Origin of the sequence: Telluribacter humicola (assembly GCF_017355935.1) — a bacterium.
In the GTDB taxonomy this organism is placed as follows: Bacteria; Bacteroidota; Bacteroidia; order Cytophagales; family Spirosomataceae; genus Telluribacter; species Telluribacter humicola.
Map to the genome: position 1 here is coordinate 98,008 of NZ_JAFIQT010000007.1, position 17,880 is coordinate 115,887.

Annotated in this window: 16 protein-coding genes; 5 read left to right on the plus strand and 11 right to left on the minus strand. The window is 47.2% G+C overall.

The features are described from left to right. Positions 1-41: 41 nt before the first annotated feature. The 3 genes from JUB14_RS23000 to JUB14_RS23010 form a co-directional block, all read right to left on the minus strand. A complete protein-coding gene (locus JUB14_RS23000) occupies positions 42-416 on the minus strand; it encodes a hypothetical protein (protein WP_207509207.1) in 375 nt (124 codons plus the stop codon). A 227-nt stretch (positions 417-643) separates the two neighbouring features. Further along, entirely contained in the window at positions 644-943 is a 300-nt protein-coding gene (locus JUB14_RS23005; protein ID WP_229368173.1) for a hypothetical protein, read from the minus strand. Positions 944-1,333: 390 nt separating this feature from the next. Beyond that, positions 1,334-1,789 (minus strand): GNAT family N-acetyltransferase, encoded by a 456-nt coding sequence (locus JUB14_RS23010; protein ID WP_207509208.1) that lies wholly within the window; start codon positions 1,787-1,789, stop codon positions 1,334-1,336. A 241-nt stretch (positions 1,790-2,030) separates the two neighbouring features. Between JUB14_RS23010 and JUB14_RS23015 the strand changes: the two genes are divergently transcribed. Next, on the plus strand, positions 2,031-2,747 hold the full coding sequence (locus tag JUB14_RS23015; protein WP_207509209.1) for a YebC/PmpR family DNA-binding transcriptional regulator: 717 nt from the start codon (positions 2,031-2,033) through the stop codon (positions 2,745-2,747). 78 nt (positions 2,748-2,825) lie between these two features. Here the strand turns inward: JUB14_RS23015 and JUB14_RS23020 are convergent, their stop codons facing one another. Beyond that, on the minus strand, positions 2,826-3,269 hold the full coding sequence (locus JUB14_RS23020; protein WP_229368174.1) for a transcription elongation factor: 444 nt from the start codon (positions 3,267-3,269) through the stop codon (positions 2,826-2,828). Between the two features lie 196 nt (positions 3,270-3,465). After that, positions 3,466-7,326: a methionine synthase gene (gene metH, locus JUB14_RS23025; RefSeq protein WP_229368176.1), complete on the minus strand. Its 3,861-nt coding sequence runs from the start codon at positions 7,324-7,326 to the stop codon at positions 3,466-3,468. 204 nt (positions 7,327-7,530) lie between these two features. Here metH and JUB14_RS23030 point away from each other — a divergent pair, with 204 nt between their 5' ends. Continuing rightward, positions 7,531-7,992 carry an Lrp/AsnC family transcriptional regulator gene (locus JUB14_RS23030; protein ID WP_207509210.1) on the plus strand — a complete coding sequence of 154 codons (462 nt, stop codon included), beginning with the start codon at positions 7,531-7,533 and terminating at the stop codon, positions 7,990-7,992. 247 nt (positions 7,993-8,239) lie between these two features. Beyond that, the gene (locus JUB14_RS23035; RefSeq protein ID WP_207509211.1) at positions 8,240-9,124 is read left to right on the plus strand and encodes a Ppx/GppA phosphatase family protein; all 885 of its coding nucleotides are present in this window, start codon (positions 8,240-8,242) and stop codon (positions 9,122-9,124) included. 66 nt (positions 9,125-9,190) lie between these two features. On the opposite strand, the gene JUB14_RS23040 is transcribed toward JUB14_RS23035, so the two are convergent. The 4 genes from JUB14_RS23040 to JUB14_RS23055 all read right to left on the minus strand — a co-directional run bounded on the left by JUB14_RS23040 (position 9,191) and on the right by JUB14_RS23055 (position 12,898). After that, a complete protein-coding gene (locus JUB14_RS23040; protein ID WP_207509212.1) occupies positions 9,191-9,556 on the minus strand; it encodes a hypothetical protein in 366 nt (121 codons plus the stop codon). 78 nt (positions 9,557-9,634) lie between these two features. Next, positions 9,635-9,784 (minus strand): DUF5989 family protein, encoded by a 150-nt coding sequence (locus JUB14_RS23045; protein ID WP_207509213.1) that lies wholly within the window; start codon positions 9,782-9,784, stop codon positions 9,635-9,637. Positions 9,785-9,844: 60 nt separating this feature from the next. Next, positions 9,845-10,966 (minus strand): SGNH/GDSL hydrolase family protein, encoded by a 1,122-nt coding sequence (locus JUB14_RS23050; RefSeq protein WP_207509214.1) that lies wholly within the window; start codon positions 10,964-10,966, stop codon positions 9,845-9,847. Between the two features lie 69 nt (positions 10,967-11,035). Beyond that, a complete protein-coding gene (locus JUB14_RS23055) occupies positions 11,036-12,898 on the minus strand; it encodes a carbamoyltransferase family protein (protein WP_207509215.1) in 1,863 nt (620 codons plus the stop codon). A gap of 631 nt (positions 12,899-13,529) precedes the next feature. On the opposite strand from JUB14_RS23055, the gene JUB14_RS23060 reads away from it, so the two are divergent. Together JUB14_RS23060 and JUB14_RS23065 are read left to right on the plus strand one after the other, a co-directional pair. Further along, entirely contained in the window at positions 13,530-14,828 is a 1,299-nt protein-coding gene (locus JUB14_RS23060) for an SGNH/GDSL hydrolase family protein (protein WP_207509216.1), read from the plus strand. A gap of 65 nt (positions 14,829-14,893) precedes the next feature. Beyond that, positions 14,894-15,916 carry a GNAT family N-acetyltransferase gene (locus JUB14_RS23065; protein WP_207509217.1) on the plus strand — a complete coding sequence of 341 codons (1,023 nt, stop codon included), beginning with the start codon at positions 14,894-14,896 and terminating at the stop codon, positions 15,914-15,916. Here JUB14_RS23065 and JUB14_RS23070 read toward each other — a convergent pair whose 3' ends face one another. Beyond that, the gene (locus tag JUB14_RS23070; protein ID WP_207509218.1) at positions 15,917-16,564 is read right to left on the minus strand and encodes a class I SAM-dependent methyltransferase; all 648 of its coding nucleotides are present in this window, start codon (positions 16,562-16,564) and stop codon (positions 15,917-15,919) included. 43 nt (positions 16,565-16,607) lie between these two features. Then, positions 16,608-17,705 carry a non-hydrolyzing UDP-N-acetylglucosamine 2-epimerase gene (wecB, locus tag JUB14_RS23075; RefSeq protein WP_207509219.1) on the minus strand — a complete coding sequence of 366 codons (1,098 nt, stop codon included), beginning with the start codon at positions 17,703-17,705 and terminating at the stop codon, positions 16,608-16,610. Positions 17,706-17,880 lie beyond the last annotated feature (175 nt).

Here is a 17,880-nt window from a genome sequence, read left to right on the forward strand (position 1 = left end):
AACACAAAAGCCCGGAAGCATCTTCCGGGCTTTTGTACTACTTATTTTCCTTCTGACGAAAGTTTTTTGATCGACTTCAGTACGATCGGCTGACAGCGCCAGCGCTCATTGTCATATATTTCCTTTACCTCAGCCGTAAATTCTACCCGAGTTCCCTCCACTGATAGTGATTCCGGTATATTACAGGGGCAATAGGGGGTATTAGGATCGTCATTCAGGTAAATATCCACCCACTTTTCGGACTCCGTGGTAGTGACCCGCACGGCTCCCTCACGGTTGCTGAGAGTATTTACTGTTTTACGATCTGCATAGCTGCATTGGCTCTCGGCCAATGTGGCTAACTCATTCTTGGGTTCACCGGGCTCACAAGCCACGGCTCCCAATGCAAACATGGCTAATACAAGGTAGTTCTTCATCTATTGATTGGTTTTTAGACAAAGAGATAGCTGTGGCCCAAAAAGTTGGAACAGGCACAATAAAAAATTTAAAAATATTGAAAACTACGTCTCATCAGGCTGTGGCCATGTACATGACCCCTCCTATCATCGTGCTTAGCCAAACCAGGCGCCAGGCTAGCTCACACATTTTTACCTGCCTTTCCATAACTTTTACTTCTTAATTACTCTGGACTACCTGATATCACTTAACGTCTGGTTTCCTTTTTCTCTACCGGCACATCAGGAGGTGTTTCATTGTACCCTTTGTGCTTATTCATATTGTTCTCTTCAAACTCATCCACCGCATCTTCATCCAGCCTCTCCGATGACTTATAGGTATCATCCAGGTGTTTTTGGATATCAGCTGTACCGGCAGGCGAAGGGCTCCCCCCCTCTACATTTTTTTTGTTGTCTTTTGACTCCATATAAGTATTGATTCGGGACTTGTTAGTAAGTGCCGGCTTATAGGTACCTACGGCCGGTGAACGATTGCAAACAATTCGCATTCCAGTGGGGTTAGCCTGAGAAGCAGGAAGAATCTGGGAAGTAATGTACTCTGATGGGAGAAGAGGGTGTTCTGAAATATCCACACGTGGTATATAATAAAAATAGCCAACCGCATGACAGTTGGCTATTCCACGTAAACCCTCCTCTATCTGTGATTGTCGTTTTTATTTCATGCGATGTAAATGTTCATTTACTCGGCATGTCAATAAGTTTGACAATAAGATTTATTAAATCTCTGTGCCACCGTCAGAAGAAGCCTACCAATAATTATCAAATAGCTCAAAATCAACGTTTTATTTTTTTTGACTTTTTTAACCCACAATTTTGAGGGAAAAGTTTCCACAATTTTGTTTCCCCACTCGTACCCATTGTTCCCCAAATTGTATACGTCACCCCACTTTTCGGAGCATTTCGATGTGTTCGATATCATCCTCCAGGTACATGTCCCCTACCTGCTCAAATCCGAAAGACTTATAGAACTTCTTCAGGTAGAGCTGAGCTCCGATCCGGATGGGTACAGTACCATATAGCTGTTCAACTGATTGGATAGATTGCTGCATCAAGTGGCGGCCGATACCGTACCGACGGTACTGCGGCGACGACACGACTCGTCCGATAGATGCCTCTTCGTAAGACAATCCCGGAGGTACTATGCGTGTATAAGCAGCCAGAGTTCCCTCCGGTGTCCAGCCCATCAGGTGGTGGCACAGCTGGTCTTTGTTGTCCATATCCAGGAAAGGGCAGGTCTGCTCTACTACAAACACCTCGCTGCGAAGGCGCAGGAGCTGGTATAACTCGTCAAGGGTAAGACTATAAAAAGGTTTTAGCGACCAGGTAAGCTGCATGGAGATAATGTTAGTCTGTAAAAGATTGAAGGGCTACTCCTGGGAGTAGCCCTTCAAAATAAATGCATTGAAACTAAATTTTTGGTAGGGAAATCAATTGGAGGCATAAATTCAGAATCATACCCAAAAAATAAACCTCACTTGTACCGGCTTATCCCCTAATTGTTGGTTCAGTTAATAATGGTTTTGTAGTTTTGCGAAATAAATTTGATCTAAACCAAGCTTTATCAACTCATACAACATGGGAAGAGCATTTGAATACCGGAAAGCACGAATGTTTAAACGTTGGGACCACATGGCCAAAACCTTTACCCGTATCGGTAAAGACATAGTACTGGCTGTTAAAAGCGGTGGCCCCGACCCTAATACCAATGCCCGTCTGCGGGCGCTGCTTCAGAATGCCAGAGCGGCGAATATGCCAAAAGATACAATCGAGCGCGCTATCAAGCGGGCTTCATCAAAAGACCAGGAAGACTATAAGGAAATGGTATACGAAGGATACGGTCCTCATGGTGTTGCCATCCTGGTAGAAAGTACTACTGATAACCCTACCCGTACCGTAGCCAACGTACGCAGCTACTTCAACAAGCTGGGAGGTAGCCTGGGTACTATGGGTATGCTGGACTTTATCTTTGACCGCAAGTGTGTATTTAAGCTAGCCAACGACGGCAAGAAGGATATTGAGGAGCTAGAGCTGGAACTGATTGACTTCGGCGCCGACGAGGTATTCCTGGACGAGGAGAATAACCAGATTGTGATCTACGGTGAATTTGCTGCTTACGGCTCACTCCAGAGCTATCTGGAAGAGAACAAGTTTGAAATTGTAGAATCTGATTTCGAGCGTGTCCCTAACGATACCAAGAAGCTATCCGAAGAGGAAGTGGCCGAAGTAGAAAAGCTCATTGAGCGCATCGAAGAAGACGACGACGTGCAGCGTGTGTTCCATAACATGGCGTAATTGGGCTATAAGCTGTAGGCTTTAAGCTATATGCCATTAGTCATTTCCTAAGGCGGCTCCTTTCGGAGTCGCCTCTTTTTATTCGATTGCTTCTATCTTGTGCGTCTTTCCCTGAAATTGGAAGCTTTCCCCTACTCCCTTCCCCATCAGTAGCTTACCAATGGGCGAAGCCAGTGATACTGCCATGACCGTGGCACCATCCAGCGTCACCATCCCTACGCTTACCGCCATAAAGAACTGACCAGCCGTAGTATTGACCAGACTACCCAGGGCTACGCGCGTAAGTACCTCGGCTTCATTGATTCGTTCCAGCACGAGGCGCTCCTGCCGGGCCTGCTCGTACTGCCGGGCAAACATGTCACGGTCGAGCTGTCCCATAGCCCGCGCAGTTTCGTATTTATCTCCTACTGAGCTTTTGCTTTGTTCATTGGCTGAGGCTTGGGCGGCTTCCATTGCCTGCCAGGATACCGCCATCCGCTCGTCGAGCAGGGCTTTGAGGTGGGCTAGTACTTTTTGTTTCATTATCTAATATCATAAAAAAGCATGGTACCAAGTACAGTACCATGCTTTTACTTTAGGTATTTCTTTGCTCTTTTTGCTCAGTTAGCTCACCCCAGCGGGGGTGGTATCTGATAGCGTTTTAAACCGGGACGCGTAGTCGCTATTCAAGTCCGCCCTGATTTCAAATCAGGGCGAGCGTAGATCTTCGACATTCCAATCAATACGCCAATATCGGTGCCAGCCAACGCTCTACATCCTCCACGGACATGTTCTTGCGGCGGGCGTAGTCTTCTACCTGATCCTTATGGATCTTACCTACGGGGAAGTAGCGGCTTTCCGGATTTGCAAAGTACCAGCCACTCACCGAGCTGGCCGGATACATGGCAAAGCTCTCCGTGAGAACAATATCAGCTCTTCCCGCATCCAGCAGGTTGAACAAGGTCTGCTTTTCGGTATGGTCAGGACAGGCCGGATAACCCGGTGCCGGACGTATACCACGGTATTTCTCTTTGATCAAGTCCTCATTTTCCAGTTTCTCATCCGTAGCATATCCCCAGATCTCCTTCCGTACGCGCTCGTGCATCAGTTCGGCAAAGGCCTCCGCCAGACGATCCGCCAGCGATTTGACCATGATGCTGTTGTAGTCATCGTGCTCGCGCTCGTACTTTTCCAGCAGGGCCTCAATACCGATACCGGCTGTTACCGCAAAACCACCAATGTAGTCGGTATGGCCGCTTTCGAGCGGGGCAATGAAATCAGAGAGACAGTAGTTAGGCAATCCCGCTGCTTTCTGGCTCTGCTGGCGCAGGTTGTGCAGCACGGTGAGGGTATCAACTACCGTTTCACTGCCTGCTAATACCGGTTGGCTCTGTCCACTCAGTACAGACTCGGCATTGCGCCGGCTGATCTTATATTCCATGTGGGTATGTGATCCGTGGCGCTCACAGGGTACTTCGCGGGTCTGCTCTTCAAACTCGTGCAGCAGGATATCATCCTCAATGGCATTGGCCGGCCAGAAGCCTATCACCGCCTTCGCCCGCAGCGACTTATCACGGATGATTTGACCCAAAAGTACAGCGGCATCTTCGTACAGCTTCTGCGCCTCGGAGCCTACTATAGGGTCTTCAAATATCTTGGGGTACTTGCCATGTAGCTGCCAGGTCTGGAAAAAAGGCGTCCAGTCGATGTACTTCGCTATTTCAGCCAGGTCATAGTCTTCCAGCACGCGGGTACCCAGGAAGGAAGGCTTGGGAGCTATGTACTCTTTCCAGTCGATGTTCACCTTGTTCTGACGTGCTGCCACTATCGGAAGATGCTCCTTATCCGTCTTGCGGCGGGCGTGATCTTCGCGAAGCTGAGCGTACTCAGCTTTGATATCTTTCAGTACTTCGGCCTGGCTCTTGTCGCTCTGGGTGAGTTTACCAGCCACAGGTACCGAGCGTGACGCATCCAGTACGTGTACCACCGGCCCCGAGTAGTGCGGGTCGATCTTGACGGCGGTATGAATACGTGAGGTAGTAGCTCCTCCGATCAGCAGCGGTATCTTAAAGCCCTGACGCTCCATTTCCTTGGCTACGCCCACCATCTCGTCCAGCGAAGGCGTAATCAGCCCCGACAGACCTATTATATCTACATTTTGCTCTTTGGCAGTCGCGAGTATCTTATCTGTAGGTACCATTACCCCCATGTCAATGATCTCGTAGCTGTTACAGCTCAGTACTACACCTACTATGTTCTTACCGATATCGTGTACATCCCCTTTTACGGTAGCCAGCAGGATCTTTCCTACCGGTTTGGCATCGGCCTGTTTGTCGGCTTCAATGTAAGGCTGCAGGTATGCTACGGCTCTTTTCATTACCCGGGCCGACTTCACCACCTGAGGCAGGAACATCTTTCCTTCGCCAAACAGGTCACCTACTACACTCATCCCGTCCATTAGAGGGCCTTCAATTACTTCCAGCGGGCGGCTGAACAGGTGGCGGCACTCTTCTACGTCCTCTTCGATGTAATCAGCAATTCCTTTCACCAGTGAGTGCGTAATGCGCTCCTTCACGGCCGCCTCGCGCCAGCTCAGGTCAGGGCCCGACTGGGTCTTGCCTTTATCCTTGATGGTCTCGGCAAAAGTCACCAGACGTTCCGTGCCATCCGGACGACGGTTGAGCAGTACATCTTCTACCAGCTCAAGAGTTTCCTTTGGTATCTCATCATAGATCCCAATCTGTCCGGCGTTGACAATACCCATATCAAGACCAGCCTTGATAGCGTGGTAAAGGAAAGCAGTATGAATAGCTTCGCGAATAGGTTCGTTACCCCGGAAACTGAATGATACGTTGGATACCCCACCCGATACTTTGGCATACGGTAGGTTTTGCTTGATCCAGCGTACCGCGTTGATAAAGTCAACGGCGTAGTTGTTATGTTCTTCGATACCCGTAGCAACCGTCAGGATGTTGGGGTCAAAGATGATATCCTGCGGGGGGAAACCTACCTCATCCACCAGGATACGATAAGCGCGCTCACAGATCTGGATACGGCGTTCGAAGTTATCAGCTTGACCGTCTTCGTCAAACGCCATCACTACCGTAGCGGCACCATAACGAAGTACAGTACGGGCGTATTCTTTAAATTTCTCTTCTCCTTCTTTCAGCGAGATGGAGTTCACAATGGCTTTCCCCTGTACACACTTCAATCCGGCCTCGATCACCTCCCACTTCGAGGAGTCGATCATGATGGGTACTCGAGCAATATCGGGCTCGGCGGCAATGAGGTTCAGGAAGGTCTTCATGGCCTCTACGCCATCGATCATTCCTTCGTCCAGGTTTACGTCCAGTACCTGAGCCCCGTTTTCGACCTGCTCCCGAGCTACGCTCAGCGCTTCATCGTATTTGTTTTCCCGGACCAGACGGGCAAATTTCTTAGATCCCGTTACGTTACAACGCTCACCTATATTCACAAAGTTGGTCAGCGAGGTAATCTTCACCGGCTCCAGTCCCGACAGCTTCATGTTGTTGTCAGTAGCCGGAAGCTGACGGGGAGGGTGGCTGGCTGCCAGATTGGCGATAATCCTGATGTGATCGGGAGTAGTACCGCAGCACCCCCCAATGATATTCACCAGATTATCTTTCAGAAATCCGTCCACAATCTCTCCCATTTGCTCGGGGGTCTGATCGTATTCACCCATTTCATTGGGCAGACCTGCGTTGGGGTGAGCAGAAGTATAGAAAGGTGCCTCATTAGCCAGCGTCTGTACGTACGGACGCATCAGGTCAGCGCCGAGTGCACAGTTAAGACCTACTGACAGCAATGGCAGGTGCGACACAGAGGTCAGGAAGGCCTCTGTGGTCTGGCCGGACAGGGTACGTCCCGACGCATCGGTGATGGTACCCGACACCATGATGGGTAGCGGCTGTCCGTCCACCCACTTCCACGACGGCAGCGGCGTAACGATACCTTTGCGGGCATCTTCAAAAAATTTATCAATGGCAAACAGCGCTGCCTTGGCATTGAGTGTATCAGTAATGGTCTCGATGAGCAGCAGGTCTACTCCACCGTCTACCAGTCCGTGTACCTGCTCATAGAACGCCTCCACCAGTTGGTCGAAGGTAATGGCACGGTAGCCGGGATTGTTCAGGTCGGGCGATATAGAGGCGAGGCGGTTGGTAGGTCCCATGGAACCGGACACAAAACGTGGCTTGTGCGGCTCACGCTCTGTAAACTCATCAGCTACTTCACGGGCCAGCTTCGCTGATTCGTAATTCAGCTCGTAGACCAGTTCTTCCATGCCGTAGTCGGCCATGGCAATCCATGTACCTGAGAACGTATTGGTCTCGGCTATATCAGCTCCTGCCGCGAAGTAAGCCGCATGGATCTCGCGGATAACATCGGGCCGGGTAATAGACAGAAGGTCATTGTTCCCTTTGATATCCCGTGGCCAGTCTTTAAAACGCTCCCCCCGGTAATCTTCGTCCTCCAGCTTATAGCGCTGGATCATGGTACCCATTGCACCATCCAGCACCAGAATCCGGTCTTTCAGAATTTCTCGTATATCTACTTTCAGAGCAGTCTCCATAATACTCATTCAATCTATGTAATAATATTAGTTAAGTACCTGCTCAGTTTATATAATCCGAAGAAGGTACTATAAGACTACAAATTTAACCAGAAAGACGTTTTATTCCATTTATGTAATTAATTTAGGTATATTATCTACAACTGGTATAAGCTTATCTAACTATTATCTAATTTAGTACCAACTACTCCGACACATTCAGATATTCTATCTATGCATATTTTAGACGATACCGATAGGGCTATACTACGACATCTTCAGCAGGACGCCACCCTCAAAACCCGTGAGCTGGCCGCTATGCTAAACTTATCATATACGCCTATCTATGAGCGGGTACGCAGGCTGGAAAAAGAAGGAGTTATTAAGAAATACGTGGCGTTGATCGACCGCGATAAGGTAGGCAAGAAGCTGATGGTATTCTGTAATATAGCCCTTAAAGAACACTCGCGGGCCATGGGCGATCGGTTTGTAGAGGCCGTCATGGCTATTCCCGAAGTACTGGAGTGCTTTAATATATCGGGGGACTATGACTTTCTGCTGAAAATTGTGGTCAACGACATGCCCGAGTACCAGCAGTTCCTGATGCAGAAGCTGGGCTCCCTCGAAAACATTGGCAGTACCCACAGTCTATTTGTAATGGGCGAAATCAAAACCTCTACCGAGCTGAACGTCTAGCAGCCAGGATAAAAAGGGGTACCTGTGTCAGGCCTTACCTACCTGATCATGAAAGTGTAGGTATACGAATCAAGCTGCTTTACCAGTTTGGCAAAGCCCGCTAAAAGAGGGTCAAAAGAAGGTAGCCAGGAGCTCCTGCTTTTGCGATTTGGATTATGAGTCCTACCCCAGCATCTCAAAGCCGTTATTATTTATTAAAAAAATCTATTTTTGAGGTGTAAATAGGTTTCACATTAAACATAGAGCTTTGAAATTCGCAGCGATTGATATCGGTTCCAACGGCGCAAGGATGCAGATCTCGTCGGTACTCCATGATGAGGACACTATCCGTTTCAAGAAAGTAGAGTACGTGCGTTTTCCCCTCCGCCTGGGTCACGATGTATTTACGGAAGGCCGTATCTCTTCTTACAGTGAGGACCGTATGATGAAGCTCATGCTCACCTACCAACTCCTGATGGAGTTGCACGAGATAGACGATCACATGGCCTGCGCGACCTCCGCTATGCGTGAAGCGGATAATGGTCATGAAGTACGTGACCGGATTGAAGGCCGTACCGGTATACATATTCAGATCATTGACGGGCAGAAGGAGGCCGAACTGGTTAATAATGTGGTCGTTAAATCGCTGGATGACGGACAGTACCTGCACATTGATGTAGGGGGAGGCAGTACCGAGCTCAACCTGTACCTGGACAAAAAGAAGATGAATGCCAAGTCATTTAAACTGGGGTCAGTGCGGCTACTGGAAGGGAAGGAATCCAAAGGAGCCTGGAAGAAGATGCAGGAGTGGATCCTGGACAATGTTGATCGGAGCCGTCCCATACAGGCCGTAGGTACCGGCGGAAACATTAATAAACTTTTTGACCTTTCATCCAAGCTTACCGAAAGCTCCACCAGCCTGGAAGAGATCGCACGAACTCATCAGTACATTGCCGACTTCACGCTGGAAGAACGCATCCACAAGCTACAACTCAATCCCGACCGGGCGGATGTGATACTTCCGGCCGGAGATATCTACCTGTCGGCGATGCGGTGGGCCGGTGTAGAGACCATACACGTACCTGACGTGGGCCTCAAGGACGGAATACTTCAGGTACTTTATGAACGAGCCTGCCGCCGAAAGAAGAAATAAAGGTACTTATCAAAAAGGCTTTGATCTAGGATCAAAGCCTTTTTGATAAGTACATGTATTAATTTATTACCACACGTTCTCCATATCTTTGGCGGTGTAGCGATGGTTACGATTTGCAAATACCGAACTTTCATTTTCACGCTTTAAAGCCAGCGGGTTCTTCTTCTTCCCAATTCTCGACAGTAAAGCAACAGGGAACAGGATGATAAAAAAGACGATGGATAGGAGGATACGTCCATTGATAGCACCAAGCACCTCGGCTATTTTGTACCAGCCTTTAACGATCAGGTCACCTACCACGGGGATAGCTATACAAAGTACCCCAATGATCCCCGCCGCGTACAGCAGGAACGATGCGTCAAAAATAAAATAGAGTACTACGAGCCCTGTTACAATCACTAACTGGGCTTTCGCTTTATCTGCTTCTGTCATTCTTTTAGCTCAAGGATTTAATAGTGGAATATAGGCCCGGAGCAATAGCTCCGGGCTGATTACCTAGCTTTTAATCAATTAGAACAGTGTATAAATGAACGGAGCTACTGCCGAACCGCCACCAATCACGATCAGAATACCAATCAATAACAACACCACAATCACTGGTGCAAGCCACCACTTTTTGCGCTCTCGCATGAAGGAAAATAAGTCGTTCAGGAAATCCATAATTATTAATACGGTTTAGTTTTAAATCTGTGTGGGAACAATTATCAATAAAGCCAACTCTTATTGTTTTCTCATTGCCTCGTACACCCTGTCCGCCATGAGTACATTGACAGGAGGTCCGGCATGTCCATCATTTTTGCCTACAACTCTTTCCTTAGCAGGGATATTCTTAACTCCATCGGTCAAAGTTACTACTTTTACGCCCTTTGAGCGTAAAAAATCTTCTACGGGCTTGGTATACTGGGCACTTTTGTCCAACTGAAACAGGAAAGGAACGAATACCGCATACATATCAGCTCCGGTGCTATCACGGTAAGCCAGCATCTGCGACAGATCCTGCAGGTGAGCGTTCAGTACCGTCGTATCCGTATAGGCCTGTTTTACAAACTGCTCAAAAGTACTAAACGCTGTATGAGGTAGTTGCCAGTATATAAAGTTGGGTAAATAGAAGCGCTTTACGATAGTAGACAGAGGACCTTTAAGGTCACCGTATGGCTCGGCTCCAGAAAGAGACAGCCCTTTTTCACGACCTACTTTTTCAACGTCGTTAGGGAAGTACTGCAGCACAATAACGTCCGGCTTAACCGGGTACTTCATCAGGCGGGCTGCTTCGTCGCGCGTATCCGATCCTGATACTCCCAGGTTATATACCGTATATTTATCCGGTCCCAGCTTTTGCTCCAGCTGGTTAGAAAAGCGATCATCCAGATTCTCAAGACCATGACCGGCCGCAAAAGAATCGCCAATGACCAGTACATTGGTCTTGGTAGTGTCTGATGAAATCTCCTTATCCCGATACCCCTGAGAGTTGATGGGATTCCAGTACTTGGCCCACCAGATACGGGAAGCCTTAGAAAGCACCCCTTCATGACTCTGAGGTACGTACATGAATACTATTTCAAGAAATATCAGTAGCACCGCCAGCGGAACTACAAATGTTACGATGTTGGCTAGTATACCTTTGGATTTGCTCTTAACGACTCCGTAGTAAAATATACGCAGGATTTCGATGATGAGTAGAAGCCAGAACATGGTCTTTACCAGTCGAAGTGTAAAACTGTCGACCAGTGGTGCTCCGGGATACTCAAATTCGATCTGAAAGCGGTCAGGATAAAATAGAAATACAAATAGTACACCTAGCAGGCATAGTCGTACCAGGCTTGTAACGATTTTGGAGGTCATTGTATGGTATGGGGCTCGTAATTCTTAGCTATCGGCCATGGCAGGGCCTGAAAATAAGACAAGATCACATTAATCCAGCACAAACTCTTCTTTCCAGTTATCTTTTTCCTGCCATTCAGGTTGTTTCTTCTTATCGAATACGTAGTTACCTACTACCAGGTAGTCCATCTCGGTACGCATAAAGCAACGATAGGCATCATTAGGAGTACACACAATAGGTTCTCCCCGTACGTTGAAGCTGGTATTAACTATTACTCCATAACCCGTCAGTTCTTTGAATGAGTCAATAAGCTCGTAGTAACGCGGATTAGTCTCTTTATGTACTGTCTGGATACGTGCTGAATAATCAATATGGGTAATTGAAGGCAGATCGGAGCGCAGGAAGTATAACTTATCGCGCAAGTCCAAAGAGTCATAGTTGGCAGGGAGTGGCTTTCTACGATTCTCGGCTACCGGATGTACCAGGAGCATATAAGGTGATATACCTTTGTAGTCGAAGTATTCTGAACAGTTCTCAGCCAGTACTGATGGGGCAAACGGACGGAATGACTCGCGGTACTTGATCTTGAGGTTGAGCTTTTTCTGCATCTCGGCGTTACGGGGGTCACCCAGGATACTACGTCCACCCAAAGCGCGGGGTCCAAATTCCATCCGACCCTGTACCCAGCCTACTACATTGCCTTCGTTAAGAATACGGGCAACGTCGTTGCTCAGATCCTTGAAATTCTCGTAGTAAGTATATACGGCCTTGTACTTCTTGGCAGTAAGCTCTACATCCAGGTCTGAGAAAGTAGGTCCCAGATATGAACCACGCATAGCATCAGGTGCCCATGACACCTTTCGCTCCTGCCCGAAATAGATATGGTAAGCTGCTAGGGCAGCTCCGAGAGCACCACCCGCATCACCGGCGGCTGGTTGTATAAATACCTCCTTGAAGATGTTTTCTTTCTGTAGCTTCCCGTTGGCCACGCAGTTAAGGGCTACTCCTCCGGCCATACACAGGTAGTCGGCACCGGTAAGACGCTTAGCTTCGCGGGCCATGCGTACGACGGCCTCTTCGGTTACACGCTGGATCGCGAGTCCCAGATTACAGTGAACCTGGTCCAGACTGTCTTCGGGGTTCCGCTTCTTAAAGCCAAACAGGGCTTCCCATTTGTGCTCATTGACCATTGTCAGGCCCGTGGCGTAATCAAAATACTCCTGATCAAGCCACACCGAGCCATCTTCTTTCAGATCAACAAGGTCTTTCAAAATAATATTTACGAAGCGATCTACTTCCGGTGAGGTAGGGTTCCCATAAGGAGCCAGCCCCATCAGTTTGTATTCGCCCGAATTAACCCGGAAGCCCAGGAAATAGGTAAATGCAGAATATAGAAGCCCTAGCGAATGAGGGAAACGAAGCTCTTTTAGTATGCTCAGGTCCTTACCTTCGCCCAGACATATTGAAGCCGTAGCCCACTCACCTACCCCATCTACAGTAAGGATCGCAGCCTTATCATAGGAAGAAGGATAGTATGCACTGGCGGCATGGGAAAGGTGGTGTTCCGGGAAGAGAATCTTAACCGGCTTTTTCTTATCATATCCCAACTTTACAAGCTCCTCGTTGATCAACCGCTTCAAAAACATTTTCTCCTTGATCCATACAGGCATAGCCGTTATAAACGAGCGTATTCCTTTAGGAGCAAAGGCATAGTATGTTTCGAGCAAGCGCTCAAATTTGAGCAATGGCTTGTCATAAAATACAATGGCGTCCAGTTGGTTAAGATCTAAACCACCGTATTCCAAACAGAACTTTACGGCATTGGAAGGAAAGCCCGGATCGTGTTTTTTACGAGTAAATCGTTCTTCCTGGGCTGCTGCCACTATTTCACCATTATCGATAAGAGCTGCTGCGGAGTCGTGGTAGAAAGCTGAGATACCTAAAATTTTCACCTATAATGAGGATTGGTTTAGAAAGAGTCTGATTCTATGCTTAACAAAACTATGAAGTATGGTGGCAAAATCAAACAATTGTGGATTTAGTATAAAAATGTGCCATGAACAAACAGCCTATTTATGTTACTATAATTAACTAAGGTATTAATCAAAGATCGTATAAGTAATTAACTACATAGTCAACTCCGGTGAGTATAAGCTTCTTCATCTTTAATTAAGCTAAGGATGCTGTCCGACAATGGTCGCATTTGCAATAATAACAGGAATGAAAGTTTAAGCTCAAGTGTCTATGTAATTTTTTGTTAATTTCAGCACACAAACATAATTAGATATAGATTAAGTATCAATAAATCAAGTAGTAAAGCTATTATTAGCTAACTATACCCGTTGATTTTTCAAGGAAGATCAATGTAAAAAATTTCGTCTGGATAAAATCTTTTAGTAGCTGCTAAGTGAGGAAAAACTTTATTAAAGTGTGGACATCATGTAGACATTGTTCTACACATTAGTACAGATCTTTGAGAGTGTCCTGGCGTAGATCTATGTAAGGAATACAGAAGTATAGGTAGAGACAATTTGAAAATGGAATAAACGATATTCCTTTAAAATAAGCTTTGCAGGCAAGGTAATGAAAATTTCGACTCTCTATAACAACTTGGCTTACAGGCCATTCTCAGTATTAGGTTTTCTTCTTGCAGGCGTTATATTGTTTTCAATAAGTACACTTACTTTTGAATATTGCACTGGCAATGCCGATGGAGCATGGAACAACATCAACATTGTTGAGGCAACTTATAAGGTAGCTGCCACCCTAGTACTATTGACATTAATTTTTTATTGCTTATTACGAGGTCCAAATCTTCTTCGTAACTTTTTAGTCAGTACCTTAATATTTGGTATCCTGCTGCTGTTACTAGAGGGAGTATGCTTTCTGATATTTGCCGCGGTTAGTACTTCCCCTTCACCTGCCAAAGCCACTTCTCAACCACTTGTTAGACCCGATTGGACAGACTCCTTTGTAGAGGATAATATTCTGGGAATTCGAGCTAAAAAAGACTGGTCCCTCAAATGGGCACCTCTTAAAGATGGCGTTTTGTATGATTCCATTATGATTAGTACAAATCAGTATTCACTCAGACATACAACTTCCACAGTAGCGCCAGCTATATATGAAAAGCACGCCCTATTCTTTGGCGGGTCCTTTACTTATGGAGATGGTGTATCCGACTACGAGACGCTTCCTTCTCAGTTTCATAAACAAATGCCTATATATCAAACCTATAACTTTGGTTTTCTGGCCTATTCACCACTCCATATGCTGGCTCGATTAAAGCATGAAGATCTGACTTTGCTCACTTCATATAAAAAAGGTTTTGCGGCTTATATTTATATTAATGACCACATTGACCGAACGATCCCGGCTACACGCTGGATCGATATGACCAAGGGCAAGTTCCCGGATCTGGATGAGGAGTCAGTTACTACCAATGGTGTGTTTTCTGAAAACAGCCGCTTGTATAGCACTTTTATACGGTGGTTTAGAACTACGTATATACATCATATATTCAGAGTAGATTTTCCCAAGAAGCACACTTCTGAACACTTTCAGCTTATAGTAGATGTAATCAGGCAGTCAAAGCAGGAGTATCAGAAACAGTTTGGTAAAAATGACTTCTATGTCATAATCTTTCCGGGAAACCCCATAAAGTCTGAGATGAAGCAAATGCTACAAAAAGCAGGTCTTGTAGTACTAGATTATTCCAAACTTTTTGATTTGGATAAGTACTTACTACCTTTTGATAACACGCATCCCAATGCCAGGGCGTACCAACTGGTGGCAGCTCAACTGGCCAAAGATATAACCGCCCGTACTAAGCAACCAATCCCTGGTAGATCGATTAAAGAATCTATCGCCGGTACTAAGTGACAAAAATCTGTTGTGAGCGGTAAGCGATCATTGACCTGAATACTTCTAAAGCGTACATTGGCTTTATGCTGAAAGATGTAAAGCCGCCGCGGTTAATAGCTACCTGGAAAGAAGCAGACTATGAAGTGTGGCTGTACAAATGGGCAGCTACAACCAAAGCGAAGTTCTCGTTGCCACAGGTAGTTACTTCTTTTGTACCTTATCTGTATAACCGTACGGACCACCTCCAAACCCAGACCACCGGTACTCTATATACTTTTCATCTCATTAATAGGCTAACAAATGAGGTTGTGGCTCTTTTTCACGCAGTTACTGATGAAAAATCTCATTTGATGTGGTCGCCTCCCATGGCTCCGTTTGGAGGCATCCAGTGTGCCGAATTGATCCCAAAAAGTACTTTAACATTCCTACTGGACTGCCTGTACAAATGGGCGCTTTCACAACGTATAAATACTATCACCTTCAAAACAGCCCCGGCAGTCTACCAGCCTCAACAGCATCAGGTACTTCACCAGGCTTATAAAAAAGCTGGATATGTACCTATTGAGCAGCATACCAGTCATCATATTAGCGTAAGCGACCGCTCTTTCACAGAGCTGATATCGGGTGCTGAGCGAAGAAGGCTCCGCAAAGGCCAGCGAGCAGGCTTTGTAGCCCGGCTTTGGCATAAGCCAGATCCGGAGGTGGTATATACCTTTATAAACAAGAGCCGCCAGGAACAAGGCTATCCGCTGACGCTCCCCCGTGAAAAGCTACTGGATCTGTTGAATCTATTTCCTGCTGAAGTGTTAGTTTTTGGAGTATATGACGGAGAAATCATAGCCGCACTGACAGTAGCCATACAGGTAAGCAGGGACATTATTTATAACTTCCTGCCGGCCGACAACCTCCAGTACCGTACTTATAGCCCTACGGTTATGCTCAATGAGGCGCTCTATCACTACTGCCAGCAAGAAGGAGTAAAGATAGTGGACCTAGGCATATCACTGGACCACCACGGACAGCCAAAGCCGAGCCTGGCCCGATTCAAGGAACGACTGGGAGGTATCAGTTCTCCCAAAATAACCTACAGCAAGGAGCTTCGGTGATCAGATACCAAGGCAGTTACCCTCCCGATAGAATACACTGGTGCAGGAATCGTGGCTGGTAATAGGTACCATCCCCCTGATCTCGAGCTGGCGGAAGCCTCTGACTTTTAGCAGTTGAATGCCTTCCTGATAAAAGTCCCGCTCGGAGTTATCCAGGATCAGTACACCGTCCGGCGTCAGGTACTCTACACCCCTACGTATACACTCGACCCTGCGGCGACCATCTACAATAACAATATGGTACTTCTGGCTGGCTTCAGCTACGGCTCCGGTATAGGCGTCCCCTTCTTCCAGTGACCGGTATAGTACCTGAGCGTTGGCAGGAAGCTGGGGAGCCACCTGTTTTACCCAACCGGCATCGTGCTCAACCGCCGTAATGGCTTTGGCACGTTGGGCATACCAGCGGGTAGAGTAACCGGAACCATATTCAAATACCTCGAAGTGGGGCTTAACACGGGGCTCCAGAAAGAATATAAATGAGTAGTTGTACCAGGGTATAGGTTGCCCCTGAGCATCCACCGACTGCTTGGTGTGATAACTTCTGAACCAGCCATAATTCTTAAGGGCACCTTCCAGAAAAAGCTGTACAATACCCCCCAATCCGAGCGAATTGAGCAAAGCCCACACCTGTAGTTTTATCTTTTTCACAAATAGTATTTATAAAAAGACAAAAATAGGTATCTGCCTCAGATTACATCAGCTTTTCCCGAATAATAGTTGTGATCCGCTCGGCGGCCTGACCGTCCCAAAAAGGCGGTACCTGTCCCTGCTTTGCTTTCCCGTCCAGGATGGCCTGCACGTGCTCTTCTACTGTATCAGGATTGAGGTCACGCAGGAGGTAGTTGGTCCCTATCTCTACCGTAACGGGGCGTTCGGTGGTGTCACGGAATGTCAGGCAAGGTACCTGCAGGTAAGTCGTCTCTTCCTGTATACCGCCCGAATCGGTAATAATGAGAGCGGCGCTCTCCATCAGGTGCAGGAACTCGAGGTAGCCCTGCGGCTCCATGAGCTGTACCTGGGAGATAGCTTCCAACTCTTCCTTCAGGCTGTACTTCTCCATATTGCTCAGCGTACGCGGGTGAATGGGAAACAGCACCGTCTTATGGCGGGCCGTATTCCTGGCTATCTGTACAATGCTCCGCAGGCCCTGCTCATTATCTACATTGGCCGGGCGGTGCATGGTCATGAGTATATAGGAATCGGGCTCTACTCCTATACTGCTTAGCAGGTCCAGTTGCTGTGATTTCTGCCGGTAATAGACCAGCGAGTCTATCATTACATTTCCCACGAAGTGGACCTTCTCATCAGGTACACTTTCGCGCTTCAGGTTATCCAGCCCCGCCTGCTCCGTTACGAACAGGTAATCTGATATACTGTCGGTCAGGATACGGTTAATTTCTTCGGGCATCCGGCGGTCGCCGCTTCTGAGCCCTGCCTCTACGTGCAGCACGGGTATCCCTTCCTTTACGGCCACCAGCGCGCAGGCGATGGTGGAGTTTACATCACCTACTACCAGCACAACATCGGGCTTTTCGGAGGCTAGTATGGGCTCAAACTCGAGCATGATCTTGGCAGTCTGTTGGGTATGGGTCCCTCCACCTATTCCCAGGAAGTAGTGCGGCTGAGGAAGTTCGAGCTGATTGAAAAATACATCCGACATGCGGGCGTCATAATGTTGCCCGGTATGGATGATTTTAGATTCAATGTCAGGGTACCTGGAAAAAGCGCGGTGCAGGGGAGCCACCTTCATGAAGTTGGGACGGGCTCCTACTATATTCAGTATTTTCAAGGGTATGGGATAGTTGAGTGGTGATACAAATATAGACGGGTTTAGTAAGGCTACCTGTACTAATACATCAGGTAGTCTTGAAAAAATATCGTCTTATCTATAACTATCTTCATAACTATATATCCGGCTATTGTTCCTGATGCTTTATAAAAATCATAGTATCTCGCTCCTCACC

Bases quoted from the DNA above. Each gene is read 5' to 3' on its own strand.
- JUB14_RS23000 (WP_207509207.1), bottom strand. From the start codon at position 416: ATGAAGAACTACCTTGTATTAGCCATGTTTGCATTGGGAGCCGTGGCT.
- JUB14_RS23005 (WP_229368173.1), bottom strand. From the start codon at position 943: ATGCGAATTGTTTGCAATCGTTCACCGGCCGTAGGTACCTATAAGCCG.
- JUB14_RS23010 (WP_207509208.1), bottom strand. From the start codon at position 1,789: ATGCAGCTTACCTGGTCGCTAAAACCTTTTTATAGTCTTACCCTTGAC.
- JUB14_RS23015 (WP_207509209.1), top strand. From the start codon at position 2,031: ATGGGAAGAGCATTTGAATACCGGAAAGCACGAATGTTTAAACGTTGG.
- JUB14_RS23020 (WP_229368174.1), bottom strand. From the start codon at position 3,269: ATGAAACAAAAAGTACTAGCCCACCTCAAAGCCCTGCTCGACGAGCGG.
- metH (WP_229368176.1), bottom strand. From the start codon at position 7,326: ATGAGTATTATGGAGACTGCTCTGAAAGTAGATATACGAGAAATTCTG.
- JUB14_RS23030 (WP_207509210.1), top strand. From the start codon at position 7,531: ATGCATATTTTAGACGATACCGATAGGGCTATACTACGACATCTTCAG.
- JUB14_RS23040 (WP_207509212.1), bottom strand. From the start codon at position 9,556: ATGACAGAAGCAGATAAAGCGAAAGCCCAGTTAGTGATTGTAACAGGG.
- JUB14_RS23045 (WP_207509213.1), bottom strand. From the start codon at position 9,784: ATGGATTTCCTGAACGACTTATTTTCCTTCATGCGAGAGCGCAAAAAG.
- JUB14_RS23050 (WP_207509214.1), bottom strand. From the start codon at position 10,966: ATGACCTCCAAAATCGTTACAAGCCTGGTACGACTATGCCTGCTAGGT.
- JUB14_RS23060 (WP_207509216.1), top strand. From the start codon at position 13,530: ATGAAAATTTCGACTCTCTATAACAACTTGGCTTACAGGCCATTCTCA.
- JUB14_RS23065 (WP_207509217.1), top strand. From the start codon at position 14,894: ATGCTGAAAGATGTAAAGCCGCCGCGGTTAATAGCTACCTGGAAAGAA.